This window comes from Bacillus sp. JJ1773, assembly GCF_036962035.1.
GTDB lineage: Bacteria > Bacillota > Bacilli > Bacillales > Cytobacillaceae > Cytobacillus.
Window position 1 is genome coordinate 101,024 of the sequence record NZ_JBALNX010000044.1, and the last position, 17,372, is coordinate 118,395.

At 39.6% G+C, this 17,372-nt stretch carries 13 protein-coding genes and 5 tRNA genes; 3 read left to right on the forward strand and 15 right to left on the reverse strand.

All coding sequences use genetic code 11. From position 1 onward, the window contains the following. Window positions 1-64: 64 nt before the first annotated feature. The 4 genes from menB to V7127_RS13295 form a co-directional block, all read right to left on the reverse strand. Window positions 65-886, reverse strand: a complete 822-nt coding sequence (menB, locus tag V7127_RS13280) for a 1,4-dihydroxy-2-naphthoyl-CoA synthase (RefSeq protein WP_335345247.1) — start codon at window positions 884-886, stop codon at window positions 65-67. A 79-nt stretch (window positions 887-965) separates the two neighbouring features. After that, window positions 966-1,802 carry a 2-succinyl-6-hydroxy-2,4-cyclohexadiene-1-carboxylate synthase gene (gene menH, locus V7127_RS13285; protein ID WP_335486741.1) on the reverse strand — a complete coding sequence of 279 codons (837 nt, stop codon included), beginning with the start codon at window positions 1,800-1,802 and terminating at the stop codon, window positions 966-968. Further along, the gene (gene menD / locus V7127_RS13290; RefSeq protein WP_335486744.1) at window positions 1,802-3,553 is read right to left on the reverse strand and encodes a 2-succinyl-5-enolpyruvyl-6-hydroxy-3-cyclohexene-1-carboxylic-acid synthase; all 1,752 of its coding nucleotides are present in this window, start codon (window positions 3,551-3,553) and stop codon (window positions 1,802-1,804) included. Before menD ends, menH begins: the two co-directional genes overlap by 1 nt. Continuing rightward, complete coding sequence (locus V7127_RS13295; RefSeq protein WP_335486747.1) at window positions 3,550-4,956, reverse strand: isochorismate synthase; 1,407 nt, start codon at window positions 4,954-4,956, stop codon at window positions 3,550-3,552. The genes menD and V7127_RS13295 overlap by 4 nt, the downstream gene beginning before the upstream one ends. Window positions 4,957-5,258: 302 nt before the next feature. Here V7127_RS13295 and V7127_RS13300 point away from each other — a divergent pair, with 302 nt between their 5' ends. Beyond that, on the forward strand, window positions 5,259-6,188 hold the full coding sequence (locus V7127_RS13300; protein ID WP_335345251.1) for a 1,4-dihydroxy-2-naphthoate polyprenyltransferase: 930 nt from the start codon (window positions 5,259-5,261) through the stop codon (window positions 6,186-6,188). Window positions 6,189-6,374: 186 nt separating this feature from the next. Continuing rightward, window positions 6,375-7,133, forward strand: a complete 759-nt coding sequence (locus V7127_RS13305) for a TraR/DksA C4-type zinc finger protein (protein ID WP_335345252.1) — start codon at window positions 6,375-6,377, stop codon at window positions 7,131-7,133. Window positions 7,134-7,484: 351 nt separating this feature from the next. Here the strand turns inward: V7127_RS13305 and V7127_RS13310 are convergent, their stop codons facing one another. From V7127_RS13310 to glgB, 5 genes are all read right to left on the reverse strand, one after another. After that, window positions 7,485-9,878 carry a glycogen/starch/alpha-glucan phosphorylase gene (locus V7127_RS13310; RefSeq protein WP_335486750.1) on the reverse strand — a complete coding sequence of 798 codons (2,394 nt, stop codon included), beginning with the start codon at window positions 9,876-9,878 and terminating at the stop codon, window positions 7,485-7,487. Continuing rightward, a complete protein-coding gene (gene glgA / locus V7127_RS13315) occupies window positions 9,868-11,319 on the reverse strand; it encodes a glycogen synthase GlgA (protein WP_335486753.1) in 1,452 nt (483 codons plus the stop codon). The genes V7127_RS13310 and glgA overlap by 11 nt, the downstream gene beginning before the upstream one ends. After that, the gene (locus V7127_RS13320) at window positions 11,316-12,344 is read right to left on the reverse strand and encodes a sugar phosphate nucleotidyltransferase (protein ID WP_335486756.1); all 1,029 of its coding nucleotides are present in this window, start codon (window positions 12,342-12,344) and stop codon (window positions 11,316-11,318) included. Before V7127_RS13320 ends, glgA begins: the two co-directional genes overlap by 4 nt. A gap of 89 nt (window positions 12,345-12,433) precedes the next feature. Next, the gene (locus V7127_RS13325; RefSeq protein WP_335486759.1) at window positions 12,434-13,579 is read right to left on the reverse strand and encodes a glucose-1-phosphate adenylyltransferase; all 1,146 of its coding nucleotides are present in this window, start codon (window positions 13,577-13,579) and stop codon (window positions 12,434-12,436) included. Next, the gene (gene glgB, locus V7127_RS13330; RefSeq protein WP_335345257.1) at window positions 13,509-15,461 is read right to left on the reverse strand and encodes a 1,4-alpha-glucan branching protein GlgB; all 1,953 of its coding nucleotides are present in this window, start codon (window positions 15,459-15,461) and stop codon (window positions 13,509-13,511) included. The genes V7127_RS13325 and glgB overlap by 71 nt, the downstream gene beginning before the upstream one ends. Window positions 15,462-15,825: 364 nt before the next feature. Here glgB and V7127_RS13335 point away from each other — a divergent pair, with 364 nt between their 5' ends. Then, entirely contained in the window at window positions 15,826-16,023 is a 198-nt protein-coding gene (locus tag V7127_RS13335; RefSeq protein WP_335345258.1) for a hypothetical protein, read from the forward strand. 98 nt (window positions 16,024-16,121) lie between these two features. Here the strand turns inward: V7127_RS13335 and V7127_RS13340 are convergent, their stop codons facing one another. From V7127_RS13340 to V7127_RS13365, 6 genes are all read right to left on the reverse strand, one after another. Then, the gene (locus V7127_RS13340) at window positions 16,122-16,739 is read right to left on the reverse strand and encodes an HAD-IA family hydrolase (RefSeq protein ID WP_335486762.1); all 618 of its coding nucleotides are present in this window, start codon (window positions 16,737-16,739) and stop codon (window positions 16,122-16,124) included. Window positions 16,740-16,919: 180 nt separating this feature from the next. Then, window positions 16,920-16,991, reverse strand: a tRNA-Glu gene (locus V7127_RS13345). Between the two features lie 6 nt (window positions 16,992-16,997). Beyond that, a tRNA-Ser gene (locus V7127_RS13350) sits at window positions 16,998-17,088 on the reverse strand. Between the two features lie 4 nt (window positions 17,089-17,092). Then, window positions 17,093-17,167, reverse strand: a tRNA-Asn gene (locus V7127_RS13355). Window positions 17,168-17,185: 18 nt separating this feature from the next. After that, a tRNA-Ile gene (locus tag V7127_RS13360) sits at window positions 17,186-17,262 on the reverse strand. A 6-nt stretch (window positions 17,263-17,268) separates the two neighbouring features. Further along, window positions 17,269-17,342 (reverse strand) — tRNA-Gly (locus V7127_RS13365). Window positions 17,343-17,372 lie beyond the last annotated feature (30 nt).

The following is a 17,372-nucleotide window of genomic DNA, read 5'->3' on the forward strand; positions in this document are numbered from 1 at the left end:
TGCCACAGGACGTGGCGTTCTTAGTCTGCGTTCCTTAAGCAGGCGCCTCCGCTTTTCTTCTAAATCAAGGAAAACGAGGGAATTGGCCAAAATCAGGCTTGCGCTTTTCCTTAAAGGCATCGCGGCCTTCTTTTGCTTCATCTGTTGTATAATAAAGCAATGTTGCGTCACCAGCAAATTGCTGAATACCAGCAAGACCGTCTGTATCCGCATTAAACGCAGCTTTAAGGAAACGAAGTGCAGTTGGGCTCTTATCAAGCATTTCTTCGCACCACTTAATTGTTTCCTCTTCCACTTGATCAAGCGGAACGACTGTATTAACAAGCCCCATGTCTAAAGCTTCTTGAGCATTATACTGGCGGCATAGATACCAAATTTCGCGTGCCTTTTTATGACCGACAATTCTTGCTAAATAGCCTGAGCCATACCCAGCATCAAAGCTTCCAACTTTCGGACCAGTTTGTCCAAAGACGGCATTATCTGCAGCAATGGTTAAATCACAAACGATATGGAGAACATGTCCCCCACCGATCGCATACCCTTTAACCATAGCAACAACTGGTTTTGGAATGACACGAATTAAACGCTGTAAATCAAGAACGTTCAAGCGCGGGATTTGATCGTCCCCAACATAGCCTCCATGACCGCGTACAGACTGATCTCCACCTGAACAGAAAGCTTTATCTCCTGCACCAGTTAGGACGATAACCCCAACATTTGCATCATCACGTGCATAAGCGAAAGCATCAATTAGCTCGGATACTGTTCTTGGCGTGAAAGCATTATGTTTTTCTGGACGGTTAATCGTGATCTTTGCTATTCCGTTGTATGTTTCATAAATAATTTCTTCATACTTGCGTCCGGCAATCCATTCTACTGCTGACATGACGGAATCCTCCTTTTATGTAATTAACAAATATCTTAATTCAGCGCTAATAGCTAGCACTGATTTCTCTTCAAACGTATCAAAAAGGATTGCTATTTGGATCCTTTTCATACGATAAGAATTCATTTACTATTGTACCAAATAATTCTGGTTTCTCCACATGAATTGCATGTCCACTTTTATCAATGGAAATCCAAGTTCCATTTTTTAATTCCTTATGCATTTCTTTTGCTATTTGACAAAATTTACTGTCCATATCACCTGTTATTAAAAGTACAGGAAAAGAAATCTCATGAAGCCTCTCCCACCACGAAGTTTGAGCGCCTGAGCCCATTCCTCTAAGACTATTAGACAAACCTACTGCTGAGTTACTTAATCGCTCTGTTCTAATATGTTGCCGAATATCCTCTGAGAGTCCTTTCTGGCTTTGAAAAAGGGGGATATTCTCCCAGTAATCCACAAAATCCTCAATCCCCTGTTCTTGAATTCGACTGGCAAGCTTCTCGTCCTGAAGGCGCCTTGCTTCCCTTTCATCTTCTGATTTTAGTCCAGGTGTTGAGCTCTCTAGAATGAGCTTTCTAACCGTTTGAGGATATTGTAGAGCAAACGTCAGAGCTAATCTTCCACCCATGGAATAGCCTAATAAATTAGTTTGTCCAATTCCTAGCCTCTGCAAAATAGTATGTAAATCCTCCGCCACTGCCTCAATATCATATTTTGATACATCAGTAGGAGAATCCGATTTGCCATGACCAATAATATCAACAGCAATGACATGATAATTTTGCCAATAAGGCTTGAATCTAATCCATGAAGCACCACTTCCAGTAAAGCCGTGAAGCAATAGTAAAGGGGTCCCCTCTAAGGGGCCCCACCTATCAATATGATATTGAATGCCGTTGATAACAAAATCCATCAGCATTCGACCTCCAGGAATCGACTTATTTCCCGGGAAACCTCATCCCATAGCTCTCGATGCTCACTAATATTTTTCTCCCGGTTTGTTGTAATTTCCATTACCTTTAATCCAGATCTATCTTTATTTTGATTCATAACAGAAGAAAAATGCTCCCAATCTGAAATTAAATCATATTGCCCTCCGTACATTTCTACAGCATATTGAAACTTCAAATCTAGTGGGGTTCCAAATAGCTTTTCAAAGTTTTTCGGGTGACTGGCTTGCGGCAGAAAAGAGAATATTCCTCCGCCATTATTATTGATTAAAAGAATATTAATATCAATTCCATATTGTTTAGCGGCAATTAATCCATTCATATCGTGGAAAAAAGTTAAATCACCTAGGACTAAATATAGCGGTTGCAGACATGTCCCTGCTCCAAGAGCAGTAGAAATTACTCCATCTATACCGTTTGCCCCACGGTTAGCCATTATCCTTATCGACTTATCATTAAGATGGAAGAAAGTATCTAAATCCCTTATAGGCATGCTATTGCCGACAAATAATACGGCTCCTTCAGGAAGCATATTGGCAAGCTGATAAAATAACTTCCCTTCGCTTAATTCAGTTACTTCTTCTATTTTTGCTAGGCAGCTGCGGGTAAGCTGATTGACCTTCTCCCACTTCTCAAGGAAACTCTCTTCCTTCACATCCTTAATAAATGGTAGAATAGCTTGGCAAAACCTCGTTTCCTGGCAATAAATCATTTCAGAGGATACCATCCCCGGATCCCGCCATCCTGCACCGCCATCAATAACGAATTGGGGTACATCATGATTCTCTTTTAAGAATATGGTTAATGGCTTAGAAACAGGCAAAGCCCCAAAACGAATAATGACATCAGGCTTTAGTTCACGCTTTGCTTTATCGTTTTTCAAAATCGTATCATATGTATCAATAATTTGTGCTCCACTATGCGTTCCGCTTCTTAGCTGGGAAAGCGGGTCTGCTAGTATGGGGAACTGAAGCTTTTCAGCAAGATTAATAACGGCAGCCTTAAACCCCTCTGTCTCAATTGGACCGCAAACGATGATCCCTCTTTTATATGACTGGATGCTTTCACCCAACTCTTTAAATTGTTCATTCGATAATGTCCATTCACTTGGCTGAATCCCGACATATCCCCCAGCTCTTTCCGTTACCTCGAACAAGTCTTCCCTGTCCAATCGTGGAATTAGCGGCTCCCTAAATGGGAAATTCAAATGGACAGGCCCTGGTGGAGACTGCAGAGCAGTAGAAGCTGCTCTTGCACATACTGTACGTGCATATCTAATCATCTCTACAGTATTTTCAGGAGGTGCCATTTCTACAAACCATTTTACATGTTTTCCGTACAAATGAATTTGATCGATCGCCTGTGGCGCGCCAACATCTCTTAATTCATGCGGTCTATCAGCCGTTAGAACAATTAAAGGCACCCTCGATACATTCGCTTCCACAATAGCAGGAAAATAGTTAGCTGCGGCTGTGCCTGAAGTACATAAAATCGCCACAGGCCTTTTCGAAGCTTTAGCAATCCCTAAAGCAAAAAAGGCAGCCGAACGTTCGTCTACATGTATATGTACACGAAGTTCAGGATGCTCAAGGATGACCATTGCCATTGGGGTAGATCTAGAACCAGGACTTACGACAACATCCTCTACCCCATTATTTACTAGCTCAGTCACGAATGCAGCAATATAAGAGGTTAGTGCTTCTTGATGATTCATTTATTTATACCTCCTAATGCTCTTAGCATTGGTCTAAATTTAATCTTCGTTTCGATATACTCGCTCTCTGGATTCGAATCCTTCACAACACCACAGCCAGCAAAGATTGAAGCTTCATCCTTTTGGATAAGGCCGGAACGAATAGAAACAGCAAATTCGCCATTCCCTTTATAGTCAAGCCAACCTAGCGGTGCACCGTAAAAACCCCTGTCCAAATCTTCTACTTCTCTGATTTTCTCTACTGCTGCTTGCTTTGGCAGTCCTCCTAAAGCAGGAGTTGGATGCAGGCGATCAACTAAATTGAGTAATGAGGTATCTTCCTTCGCCTTTCCAATGACAGGCGTATAAAGATGCTGAATGTCTCTCGTTTTTAGAAGCTGCGTTTTTTCAGGCAATAATACTTCCTCACAAGATTCTACCATCGCCTCTTTAATCATTTGCACAACATATTGATGCTCAATTAAGTTCTTACGGTCATTTAATAATTCTTCACCAAGCTGATTATCTTCCTTCTCCGACTTGCCTCTTGCAATTGATCCAGCAAGACATGTCGTAAAAAGGCTTTTTCCGCTCTTTTTGATAAGCCGTTCTGGAGAAGCCCCAATAAAACAATCACCATTTGATTCAAATGCAAAAATAAAGCTCTCTCTTTGAAGATTCAATAGTTGTGAAAGTACTTGTTCCACTTGAACATGTTTGTCAAAAAATAATCTTGTTTCCCTCGCCAAGACGACCTTTTCTATTGAACCTTGCTTTAATTCATTCACAATGGAACGGACCTGTTCCTTCCATTTTTCAGGATTCATTTCTAACTCTTTATTTAATTGATGGCTTTCATCATTTCGAATGTCTAATAGGGAAGTGAAAAGTGCCTGCCTCTCTAAGTGAATAACATCAATAAGAGACTCATCATCATTTTGTGTACAAAGCACATTCGTTGTTAAATAGGCCTTTCCTTTTATTTCACTGTACATAAAGGTCGGTATATGAAACAATGAATCCGAAAATTTCTCCCAGAGTTTTGATTTCTCTTTAATAGGATCAAAGGAAAAACCGCCAAACATAAGAGGACCTATTCCATCTATTTCAAACCGGTTATAAATAACGGCATCTTGAATAAAGCGCTTCCACTCTTTTTCAACATGAAAAAAACGGCCAGCTGCCTGATCCGATTGAATTTGATTGCATCTTCCCATCCCAATAATGAACGTTTCATCTGATGGATCTTTCCAAAAAAAACGTTCACCTAAAAAAGCTTCACGGCCTGCCGTGAAAAAAGTAAGAGGATCTATAGGATTAATCTGCTGAACTTCACTTACTAAAACTGGTTTAGATAAGGCCTTTGCCCTATCTATCGCTTCAAGGATCCCGTCTTTTAGTTCCGTTTCTGTTATGGTAACCAAAAAAATCCCTCCAACAATACCTATTAACCGTTATTCCTTCATTTAAACTTATTTTAACATACACTTATTCTCATTCATATGTCAATTATAGTCATGTTCAGGACTGGTTTTTCTAATTTAATGAAAAGAAGAAAAATTCATCTTTATCGGCTTTCAATTTGTACCATTGACACTTACTTTTTTCCCGCTTAGACTGATGATGGAAAGCCTTTATTACGGTCAGTTTTGACAGAAGACATCCTATCCTTTATAATAAATAGGTTTGATATTATAGATTATATTGATGACAAGGGGAGAGTTTTATGCAAACACAAATGCATACAAGTATTCCGCCTACCAACTCTAGGGATTGGAGGGTTTGGTGGCAGCTGACAAGACCTCATACTCTTACCGCTGCTTTTGTACCAGTACTACTTGGAACGGCCTTAGCTCTTCAGGATACAAGCATTCATTTTGGATTATTTTTTGCTATGTTGATTGCAAGCTTGCTGATACAAGCTGCAACGAATATGTTTAATGAATATTACGATTTTAAAAGAGGGCTCGATAATGAAGAATCTGTTGGGATTGGTGGAGCTATTGTACGTGATGGCATACATCCAAAGACAGTTCTTAAGCTGGCCCTTGGTTTATACGGTGTTTCGATCTTAATTGGAGTATACATTTGTATGAACAGCAGCTGGTGGTTAGCTTTGATCGGAATCATTTGTATGTTAGTAGGCTATCTTTACACCGGAGGACCATTTCCAATTGCGTACACGCCATTTGGTGAAATTGCTGCTGGATTTTTCATGGGCATGCTGATTATTCTCATTTCGTTCTTTATTCAAACTGGAACAGTAACGGAAACAAGTATTTTAGTGTCGATCCCTATATTGATTCTTGTCGGTGCTATTATGTTATCTAATAATATACGTGATTTGGACGGCGATAAAGAGTTTGGCAGAAAAACGCTGGCGATTTTATTAGGAAGAATAGGCGCCATTCAATTGCTTGCTAGTATGTTTATTATTTCTTATGCATGGGTTTTCATTCTTATTGCCATGAATATTATTTCACCTTGGTTAGCGATTGTTGTTCTAAGCGCTCCGAAAGCGATTAAAGCAACGAAAGGTTTTATTGGAAAAACAATTCCTATTCAAATGATGCCTGCAATGAAGGCAACTGCTCAAACGAATACGATTTTTGGATTTTTATTATCAATCGGTTTATTTATTGGTTATTTTTTATAAGAAATACTTTAACCCTTGTACATGACAAGGGTTTTTTTCATGTTTAAAAAGGGAAGGTTCACTATAGGGCTTCAGCATTTCAGTAATTATTTTTTAAGGTAAAGCTCATACTAAACACATATGATTGTCAACTGCTTGCTGTTTTAAATTAGCTCGAATCGAATTTGATGAGGATGTGATATTGTTTTGTTATCGTCTGAACAACTCAACCAATTAATGCGTCAATTAGAAGAGGAGAAAACATCTTTAGAATCACAGCTTCATGGAAATAAGGAAGGCAGTCTAGAAGGCGTAAATGCAAGAGAAACAGTTGGCGAGTTATCTGCTTATGATAATCACCCTGCAGACATGGGGACTGAATTATATGACAGAACAAAGGATTTTGCCCTTGAGGAGCATCATGATTCCCAGTTAAATAAAGTAAATGCCGCGTTGGAGGCAATCCATACAGGTTCTTATGGGAAATGTACAGTATGTGGCGAGGACATCCCATTCGAAAGACTAGAGGTTGTCCCTTATACATTATACTGTAAGGATCATAGCCCTGAACAAATTGTACCAGGTGACCGCCCAGTGGAAGAGGATGTACTGGAGCCAGCACATGGAAATACATTTCAGCATCACCAGTTTAGAGAGGTTGTTGATAATGAAGACAGCTTCCAAGAGGTTGCCCGTTACGGTACATCTGAAACCCCATCCGACCTTAGAGGCGATTATGAAGATTATAATTCCCTTTATAACGAAGGGCATGATGATGAAGGCTTTACGGAGGATTATGAAACCTTTATTGCTAATAACATTGAAGGGACAGATAGAATCATTTATCCTTCGAAAAAGCATGAAGAATACGAAGCCATGCTTGATGAAGTCGGCACCGATACACAGTTTGGCGATTTACACTATCGATATACAGATGGTTATGTAGAAGAGGAAGAAGAAGAATAATTTATGAAAGGGGCAGTCTTAATTATTGTAGATAAAAATCCAAATTGGCAGAAACATTTGGAGGATTTATTACAATAGCAGTAGGCTGCCCCTTTAAAGATGGTTTTGACGGGGCTTTCTCCAAAATGCTTACATTAGGCCTTACTATGTTAGGGTTTTGATGAGATTTCCTTCAAAATGCTTACATTGGACCGTCCAATGTTAGGGTTTTGACAAAATCCCCTTCAAAACGCTTACATTGGGCCCTTCTATGTTAGGTTTTTTCAAAATCCTCTACCAATTTAGTTCATGGAACGCTCACACAGCTTAGTGAGAAGGGTGCAAATTGCACCCTTTCATACTTTCAACATCCTAAATAGACTGAATCCTCCATATCTCTTCAGCATACTCACGAATTGTGCGGTCGCTGGAAAAATAACCAGAAGCAGCAATATTTCTCAAGCTCATTTTCAGCCATTTACTTTGATCTTCATATGCTATTCCTGCCTGCCTCTGAATATTCACATAAGAATCAAAATCCCTCAGTACAAAATATTGATCATTTTCCGTAAGTAATGAATCAAAAATCGGTTCAAATTCATCATCAGCTTCCGGGAAAAAACCATTAATTAATTGATCGGCTACTTGACGAATTCTTTTGTCATGATGATAGTAATCCATTGAATTGTAACCGCCATGCTGATAATATTGAAGAACTTTGTCAGCAGTAAGGCCAAAAATAAAGATATTTTCCGGACCTGCCTTTTCCATTATTTCAACATTTGCCCCGTCCAGAGTCCCTACCGTTAGAGCGCCATTCATCATAAATTTCATGTTTCCAGTACCAGAAGCCTCCTTACTGGCAGTAGAAATTTGCTCGCTTACATCTGCCGCTGGAAAAACCTCTTCAGCTATAGAGACACGATAATTTTCGAGGAAAATGACCTTTAACTTTTCATTAGTCCTGGCATCACGGTTGACTTTATCCGCGACTGTATTGATGAGCTTAATAATTTTCTTTGCATAATAGTATCCGGGAGAGGCTTTGGCTCCAAAGATAAAAGTACGCGGGTGCATATTGAAGCTTGAATCCTCTTTTAGCTGATTATATAAATACATGACATGCAAAATATTGAGTAACTGCCTTTTATAAGCATGGAGGCGTTTTACCTGAATATCAAATATAGAGGAGGGATCTACCACAATGCCGGTCTGATTGTTAATTCTTCTAGCGAGCCTTTCCTTATTTTGCTGTTTAATGCGGGATAAGTTTTGAAGAAAAGCTTTGTCTTCTTCAAATTTGTTTAATTGACTAAGTTGGGCTGGTTCTCGAACCCATTCACTTCCAATTCCATCCGTAATAAGCCCAGAGAGAAGGGGATTGGCTTTTAACAGCCATCTTCTATGAGTAATGCCATTTGTTTTATTATTAAATTTTTCAGGGAATACGTGATAATAAGAGCTCATTTCCCTTTTCTTCAAAATTTCAGTATGAAGGGCAGCTACCCCATTTACGCTATAGCTTCCGACAAGGGCGAGGTGAGCCATCCTCACTTCTTCATGGGCGATTATTGCCATACTTTCGATATGTTCCCATTCACCAGGATACAAATCCCAAAGCTGTTGGCAAAACCGCTCGTTGATTTCTTCTACTATCATATAAATCCGCGGCAGCAGAGGCTGAAATAAACGGACTGCCCATTTTTCCAGCGCTTCTGACAATGTTGTATGATTCGTATACGAAATCGTGTTCACGGTAATATACCAAGCCTCATCCCATCCCATGCACTCTTCATCGATTAATATTCGCATTAACTCTGGGATAGCTAGGACAGGGTGTGTATCGTTAATATGAATACTTACATATTCGTGAAAATCATGTAAAGTCTCATGGTGCTTTTTATAGGAGCGAATAATCGACCTAATGCTTGCTGAAACAAGAAAATATTGCTGTTTTAACCGAAGTATTTTTCCCTCATCATGTGTATCGTCCGGATATAGAAATTCAGAAACGGACTCTGTTTCCCGTTTATATTTCATAATATCCTTATGAATAGGGTAGGGCGAGGGTTCCGCATTCCAGAGTCTGAGGGTATTTACCGTTTCCGTCTTGTAACCGACAATTGGCAAATCATAAGGGACAGCCGAAATCAGTTCCGCTTTCTCGTGCCGAAATACGAGCCGACCATTTTCTTCCCTAGCTTCAACACTCCCCCAAAAAGGAACCTCAATTGCTAAATCCGCTCTCCTAACCTCCCACACATGCCCATGCCGCAACCATTGCTCTGGCAGCTCAATTTGATAGCCATCAACAATCTTCTGCTCAAATAAACCGTGCTTATAGCGGATCCCGCAGCCATGCCCCGGCAAATTTAACGAGGCTAGAGAGTCCATGAAACAGGCAGCTAGTCTCCCAAGCCCTCCGTTCCCTAATCCTGCATCAGCCTCTATCTCATCCAATTCATATAAATCTATCCCTAAATCCTTTAATCCAGCCTTCACAACATCCTCTAGCCCTAAGTTAAGCAAATTATGATGGAGCAGCCGGCCAAGCAAGAACTCGATGGAAATATAGTAAACTTGCTTGCCTCTATTACTTCGATAACGTTCATTCGTGTTGATCCAGCTAGTGCTGACATATTCCCTAATCATATTCCCTATTGTAAAGTAATGGTCCCTTTTCGTGCTTTCTCCAAAGCTTTTTCCACATATCATTTCCAGCCTTTTTAAGAAAGACTCTTTGAACTCTTCCTTATTAGAAAACATGACTTTCACTCCTAGAGATGATTTCGGAATATAGACCATTGTATTTTTCAGCAGACTGAGCCCAACTAAAATCCGCTGTCATGGCATTTCTGACAATGTTTCTCCAGTACAATTCATCCCGATAAAAGCGGAGTGCCTTTTGCACGGTAAACAGCATGTCATGGGCATTAAAATGGCCAAATGTAAAGCCGGTTCCTTCACCAGTAAGTTCATTATAAGACTGAACTGTATCATTTAATCCACCTGTTTCTCTAACAACAGGAATAGCGCCATATTTCATTGCGATCATTTGCCCAAGGCCACACGGCTCAAATTTTGATGGCATTAGAAAGAGATCAGCTCCAGCGTACAGCTGGTGTGCCAGTTCCTCATCAAAGCCAATATAAGCTCTGCATTTTTCTGGATAAGCCCATTCCATCTCTCGGAAAAATTGCTCAAACTGAATATCACCTGTTCCCAGTATAATCATTTGGATATCCTCCGACATGAGCTCCTGGAAAACACAGCGAACAAGATCAATTCCCTTTTGCTCTGTTAATCTCGTAATCATCGCAACTAAAGGGGTATTCATATGACTTGGAAGCCCAAATTTCTCCTGAATATATCTTTTATTAACCTGTTTCCTTTCAATTGCCTCAGGATTATATCTCTCCAATAGGCAGGGATCATTCTTCGGATCATAGAGGGCTGCATCTATCCCATTTATGATCCCTTCAAAATCATCCATCCTCTTCTTTAACAATCCATGCAGCCTTTCCCCGTAGTGCTCCATTTGAATCTCATGCATATATGTGGGGCTCACTGTTGTAATCTTATCTGCTGCAACAATGGCACCCTTCATAAAGCTAATTTGCCCGTAGAATTCCAGATGATCGATATGAAAATATTGATTGCTCAGTCCAAATAAATCCTGCAGAGCCTCACGTGGCATAATTCCTTGAAACTTTAAGTTATGAATAGTAAACACCGTGCGGATGTCTTTATACCTCTCTATCGCCTGATACTGAGCTTTTAATAGAAACGGAATCATCCCCGTATGCCAATCATGACAATGTATAATGTCCGGGAAGAAATCGATCAACTCGAGACAATCCAATACTGCCCTATTAAAATAAGCAAACCGCTCCCCATCGTCAAAATATCCATATAAATTTTCCCGAAAAAAATAATATTCATTGTCTATAAAATAATAGGTGATCCCCTCGAATTGAAGTTCTTCGATCCCGCAATACTGATTTCTCCACCCTACCTGCACGGAAAATTCTGCAGTCTTTTTCATTTTAACTTTATATTCTTCATTTATAGATTGGTATTTTGGGAGGATAACTCGGATATCTGTGCCTAGCTTTTTGATTTCCTTAGGAAGAGAACCAGCAACGTCAGCCAGTCCTCCCGATTTTACAAATGGAACACATTCGGATACAACAAACAATACTTTCACGAATTCATCAGAGCTCCTTGCACGGTTCCTTTTTGAATGACATACGGAGATTGACTTGAACCAGCTAAAACAGTTCCAGATGCGACTTTCACATCTTTATCTAAAATAACCGAATCCAAATGGCAATTTTCCCCTATCTGGCTTTTTTGCATAATAATGCAATTTTTAATAACTGAGCCTTTTCCAATCTTAACACCGCGAGAGATAATACTATTTTTGATATCCCCCATAATTTGGCACCCATTAGCAATCATGGAATGCTGTACTGATGCCCCTTCGAAATATCTTGCAGGCGGTTCATCCTTTACCTTTGTATAAATCGGGTTCTCCTGAGGAAACAGCTCTCTCCAAATATGCGGCTGTAGAAGGTCCATGCTTACTTGAAAATACGTTTGAATAGAATCAATCTTTTCTGCAAAGCCATCATATTCATAGCTGCATATTAAGTAAGAGTGGTTTAAATCATTGACGACATCGTTCATGCAAGTATATCCTGTATGTTCACGTGACTTAATGAGTTCTATTAGAAAAGACGTCTTTACTAAGTACATTTCCAGGGACCGCCCCTGTTGGCGGATTTCCGTTATATCACACCCCGCATGAATATGCAGGTCTAGAACAGGGCGAAAATCCATATTAAAGACCGTAAAGCAATTTGCGATAAGTGCGTATTCCTGATTACTTCGGTAAAAATAATCTAAGTTTGCAGCAAAATGATTAAAGGAGCCAATTCCATTTTGGGATCCTTCAATCATTGGTGATGGGAAAAAGAAAAGGCCATCTCTTTTTCTATTAAGGTCCCAATTCTTCCCTGAACCTAAATGATCCATTAATGAGCGATATTGAAATTTAGGGAAAATCGCTACACTTTCTATATCAGAATTCACCATATTGGAAAGAATAAAGTCGATAAGGCGGTACCTGCCGGCAAAGGGGACCGCTCCAAGCGATCGATGAATCATCAGCTCCCCCAATTCTTCGTGATAGGTTGTTGCATCAATTACACCAAGCAAACGATTCTTCACAATCTTTCCCTCCCACAGTCAATAGCTGCACACTCTACAAATTTTGTCATCAAAACCACTTTCCCCCAGCCGTACTAAAAAACTGTTTTTTAAGAAACATATTTTTGAAGCATTTCTTCTGAAACTAATACAATCTCATCGTTTTCCATTGAACCGCTAATCATCATTCCATCAGGTATATGGATATTGGAAGGAATAATGGCTTTTTCAATCATAACGTTTTTACCAATTTTGGCATTAGGCATGACCACAGCTTCACGTATGAATGATCCTTGCCCGACTGTTACCCCTTGGAAAAGAACTGACTTATCAATATTTCCCTCAATGGTACAGCCTTCGTTAATAAGAGATCCTGTAATTTTTGCCTCAGTTGAAATATATTGTGGCGGATGATTCGGGTTAACAGAGTATATCCGCCAATTATAATCAAATAAATTTAATTCACATGTCTCATCTAATAAGTCCATATTAGCCTCCCAAAGGCTTTTAACTGTTCCGACATCCTTCCAATAGCCTTTAAACGGGTAAGCATATAACTGCTTTTCTTCTGCTAAAAGTAACGGAATAATATCCTTGCCAAAGTCATGGCTGGAATTAGAGTCTTTTGCATCCCTCTCTAAATATTCCTTTAGAAGGGACCAATTGAATATGTATATACCCATGGAAGCCAAATTATTTTTTGGTACATCCGGTTTTTCCTCAAATTGGGTAATCACCATTTCATCACTCGTATTCATAATTCCGAATCGGCTTGCTTCTTCCCAAGGAACTTCAATAACTGAAATCGTGGCATCGGCACCTTTTTCAATATGGTAATTAAGCATGAGTTCATAATTCATTTTATAAATATGGTCACCTGAAAGAACCAATACGTATTCTGGGTTATGTTGCTTTAAATAATTGATATTCTGATAAATGGCGCTCGCTGTTCCCGTATACCACTTGACCTCAGATGATTCACTGTAAGGCGGGAGAACCGTAACTCCGCCATTTCTTCGATCTAAGTCCCAGGCACTTCCGATTCCTATATAAGAATTCAAAACAAGTGGCTGATATTGCGTCAGCACCCCAACTGTATCAATGCCTGAATTTGTACAATTGCTCAAAGTGAAATCAATAATCCGATACTTCCCTCCAAAGGGCACTGCAGGCTTAGCTAGGTTTTCAGTCAACGAATGGAGTCTGCTCCCTTTCCCTCCGGCCAATAACATGGCTACGCACTTCTTCCTTACCATTTCCTTTTCTCTCCTTTCGATGCTTAACAGGTCGTAATATCGATACGCCAAAGGGGGCTATCGTCATTTTTACCGAATATGGCTTCCCATGATACGGTTCATCTTCCGTCTTTAAAACCTTCTTATTTATAAAGCCAGCTCCACCAAATTCCGCTTTATCACCATTAAATATTTCCCTGTATGACCCCTTTTGTGGAACACCTACCCAATAATCTTCATAAACACGCTCTGTAAAATTACAGATGACAATCAAATGCTCACCTTCCCTTCTTCCTTTGCGGATAAAAGAAAAGATCGATTGCTGATGGTTATTTACATCAATCCACTCAAAGCCCTCTTGAAGAAAATCCATCTCGAAAAACGGCCTTGAACGCTTATATAGCTTCAGCAATTCCTTTACATACCCATTTAATTTCATATGCATATCGTACTCAAGCAAATGCCAATCAAGCTGCTCATTAGTCTTCCATTCTGAAAATTGCCCTAGTTCTGTCCCCATAAATAATAGTTTTTTTCCAGGGTGAGCAATCATATAGCCTAACAACAGTCGCAGCTGGGCAAACTTGCTCCAGTAATCACCCGGCATCTTATCTAGAAGTGACCTTTTCCCATGAACTACCTCATCATGAGAAAAGGGTAGAACAAAGTTTTCTTTAAAGGCATACAACAAGGAAAAGGTCATTTTTCCATGAACATTCGACCGAGAATCAGGTGTTGTTTCCATATAGCTAAGGACATCATTCATCCAGCCCATATTCCATTTGTATTGGAAGCCTAGTCCTCCGTAATGTACGGGTGAGGTCACTTGCGGCCATTCACTCGAGTCTTCAGCCATCATTAAGAATGCAGGATCTCGCTCATAAATGGTCTTGTTTAATTTTTGCAAAAAGTGGATGCCCAATGGATTTTCCGTTTCCTCATGTCGATTCGGCCAATAAATAATATTAGATACTGCATCAAGGCGAAAACCATCAATGTGATAGGTTTCCATCCAGAAAAGCGCATTTGAAATGAGAAAGCTATGTACTTCACTTTTTCCAAAATTAAAGTTTGCAGTACCCCAAACAGCATTTTCACTGTCCCAAGGATTTTCATATTCATACAAATTTGTTCCGTCAAACTTATATAGCCCATGAGCATCCTTGCAAAAATGTCCAGGCACCCAATCAAGAATAACCCCGATGCCGTTTTGATGGCATTGATCAATAAAATACATAAAATCATGTGGCGTACCATAGCGGCTTGTGACGGAATAATAGCCTGTTCCCTGATAGCCCCACGATTCGTCGAGCGGGTGCTCGACAAGGGGTAACAATTCAATATGGGTAAATCCAAGCTCCACAATATACGGAATTAATTCAGCGGCTAATTCTTTATACGATAAGAAGCAGCCATCCTTTGTCTTTCGCCACGATCCTAAATGGACTTCATAAATGGCCATTGGCTCCGATAGGCTATTTCTTTTTTCTCTTTTCTGCATCCAATGATCGTCATTCCACTGATAGCCATCAAGAGAGTATACAATGGAAGCTGTATCCGGTCTTTTTTCCGAATAAAAGCTAAACGGGTCCGATTTCAAAAAACGCTTGCCTTCTTTTGTAATCATTTCATATTTGTATAAACACCCCTGTAGATCCATCTCAATATGAGTCATCCAAATTCCTTCATTATTTACTCTATGTAAGTGGTACCCCTCTCCATTCCAATCATTAAAATCACCAACTAATCTGACAATTTCCACATTCGGTGCCCAGACACAAAACCGAGTCTTTACCTTTTCATCTTCTTTCATAATATGTGCACCAAAGAGTCGATAACTTTCAAAAAGGGTACCCTCATGAAATAAATGCATTTGATAGTCTGTTGGAAAAACTGTGTTCATGTCGCTCTTCTCCTTCTAACTGCAATAGCTTCCATGATTATATTCGAGTGATTTGGAAAAAGACCTTGTAAAGTTTTTCTAAACTTTTTGACAACAAACTTAACAATTTGCCAATTAACAGCAAGATATAAAGGTAATCTTGAAATTTCGACATAATTTATTGCCTGGATTGACAAAATAAAACATGCAGCACTGTGAATTCAGAGCTTTACTTACTTTTGGACAAGACTCTTGAATAGCTTTTTGTTGGGGGTGAGTATTGATGATGACCGGGCCTTGCATATAACAGCTGGTTCTGGCACCAGCCTGGGTTGATGGTTCCGGCTTCTTACACAAAACTATTTATTTAAAGGAGACATATAAATTGAGTAATAAAGAAGAAGAGTTTTTAATTAAAGAGGCTTCTAAAGATGAAGTGAAGGTCCCCCTATTTGGACCGCCAGATGGAAAGATTATTGCAGTTGGAGAAATGTTTAGAGGTCCGTCCACTGGCATAACATCGGAATTTGACCTTGATAACCCTGGAAGGAAATTGCGTGAAAAAGATGAAAGGTTTGACTAGCATAAAAGACCAGTATTAAAAAAAGCGCTTGGAATTGCATTTTTCCAAGCGTTTAAGAATGACTAAAGATATCTTTTGGTGAATTAAATTGGGATATTCTAAATGATTTGCAGAATTTCATCTGGCGTTTGAATCATATAATCAGGATTTTCAGATTGAACCACTTCTATGCCATCATAGCCCCAACCAACCCATATAACTTTTACATTACACTTCTTGCAGGCAACGATATCCCGATGCTCATCTCCTACATAAATAACCTCGGAAGACTGCACATTGTGAGATTTTAAGAACTTTTTTATCATTTTATCCTTACCAAAAATGCGACTGGAACAAAGAATATCAGTTACCTTAACGTCATTACGATTTAAGAACTGCCTAATATTTTCCTCTGAATTAGAAGAAATAATGGCCGTATGGTAACCTCTACTCTCTAATTCATTTAATAATTCCTTTATCCCTTCAAATAGGGTCACGTCTAATATTGATTGGCGATAGGCTGTGTAGAATTCCGGCATCACAATGGGCAATTTATACATTGGAAAATTTAACAACTTACTTCGTTCTTTAATGGTTAGTTTTTTTAAATCCTCTAACCTATCATGCTCTAGTTTTTTAAATCGGTGCTTTTCAGCTAGATGATTCCAGGCAGAAACAAATGCATATTGAGAATTGGCAATCGTTCCATCAAAATCAAAAATAATATACTTAATCATTTTTTGTTTCTCCTTATGGCTTTTCTATGTTATTCCTCTCACTTAAATTGTGTATTTGCCCTATATACAAAAAATACCATAGAATCTTAGTCCATGGTATCTTTTTACATCCAGATCTATAATTAACTATAAATAAGTAAAAAAAAAGCTGCCAACACAATTGGTTGACAACCTTTTTTATGACCCGTACGGGATTCGAACCCGTGTTACCGCCGTGAAAGGGCGGTGTCTTAACCGCTTGACCAACGGGCCTTATAATGGCGGAGAAGGAGGGATTTGAACCCTCGCGCCGCTTACGCGACCTACACCCTTAGCAGGGGCGCCTCTTCAGCCTCTTGAGTACTTCCCCATAATGGCTCCGCAGGTAGGATTCGAACCTACGACCGTTCGGTTAACAGCCGAATGCTCTACCACTGAGCTACTGCGGAACAAAGATAAAATAAAAATGGTGGGCCTAAATGGACTCGAACCATCGACCTCACGCTTATCAGGCGTGCGCTCTAACCAGCTGAGCTATAGGCCCATATTTTGGAGCGGGTGAAGGGAATCGAACCCTCATCAACAGCTTGGAAGGCTGTGGTTTTACCACTAAACTACACCCGCATTTAGTAATAATTAAATGGTGGCTCAGGA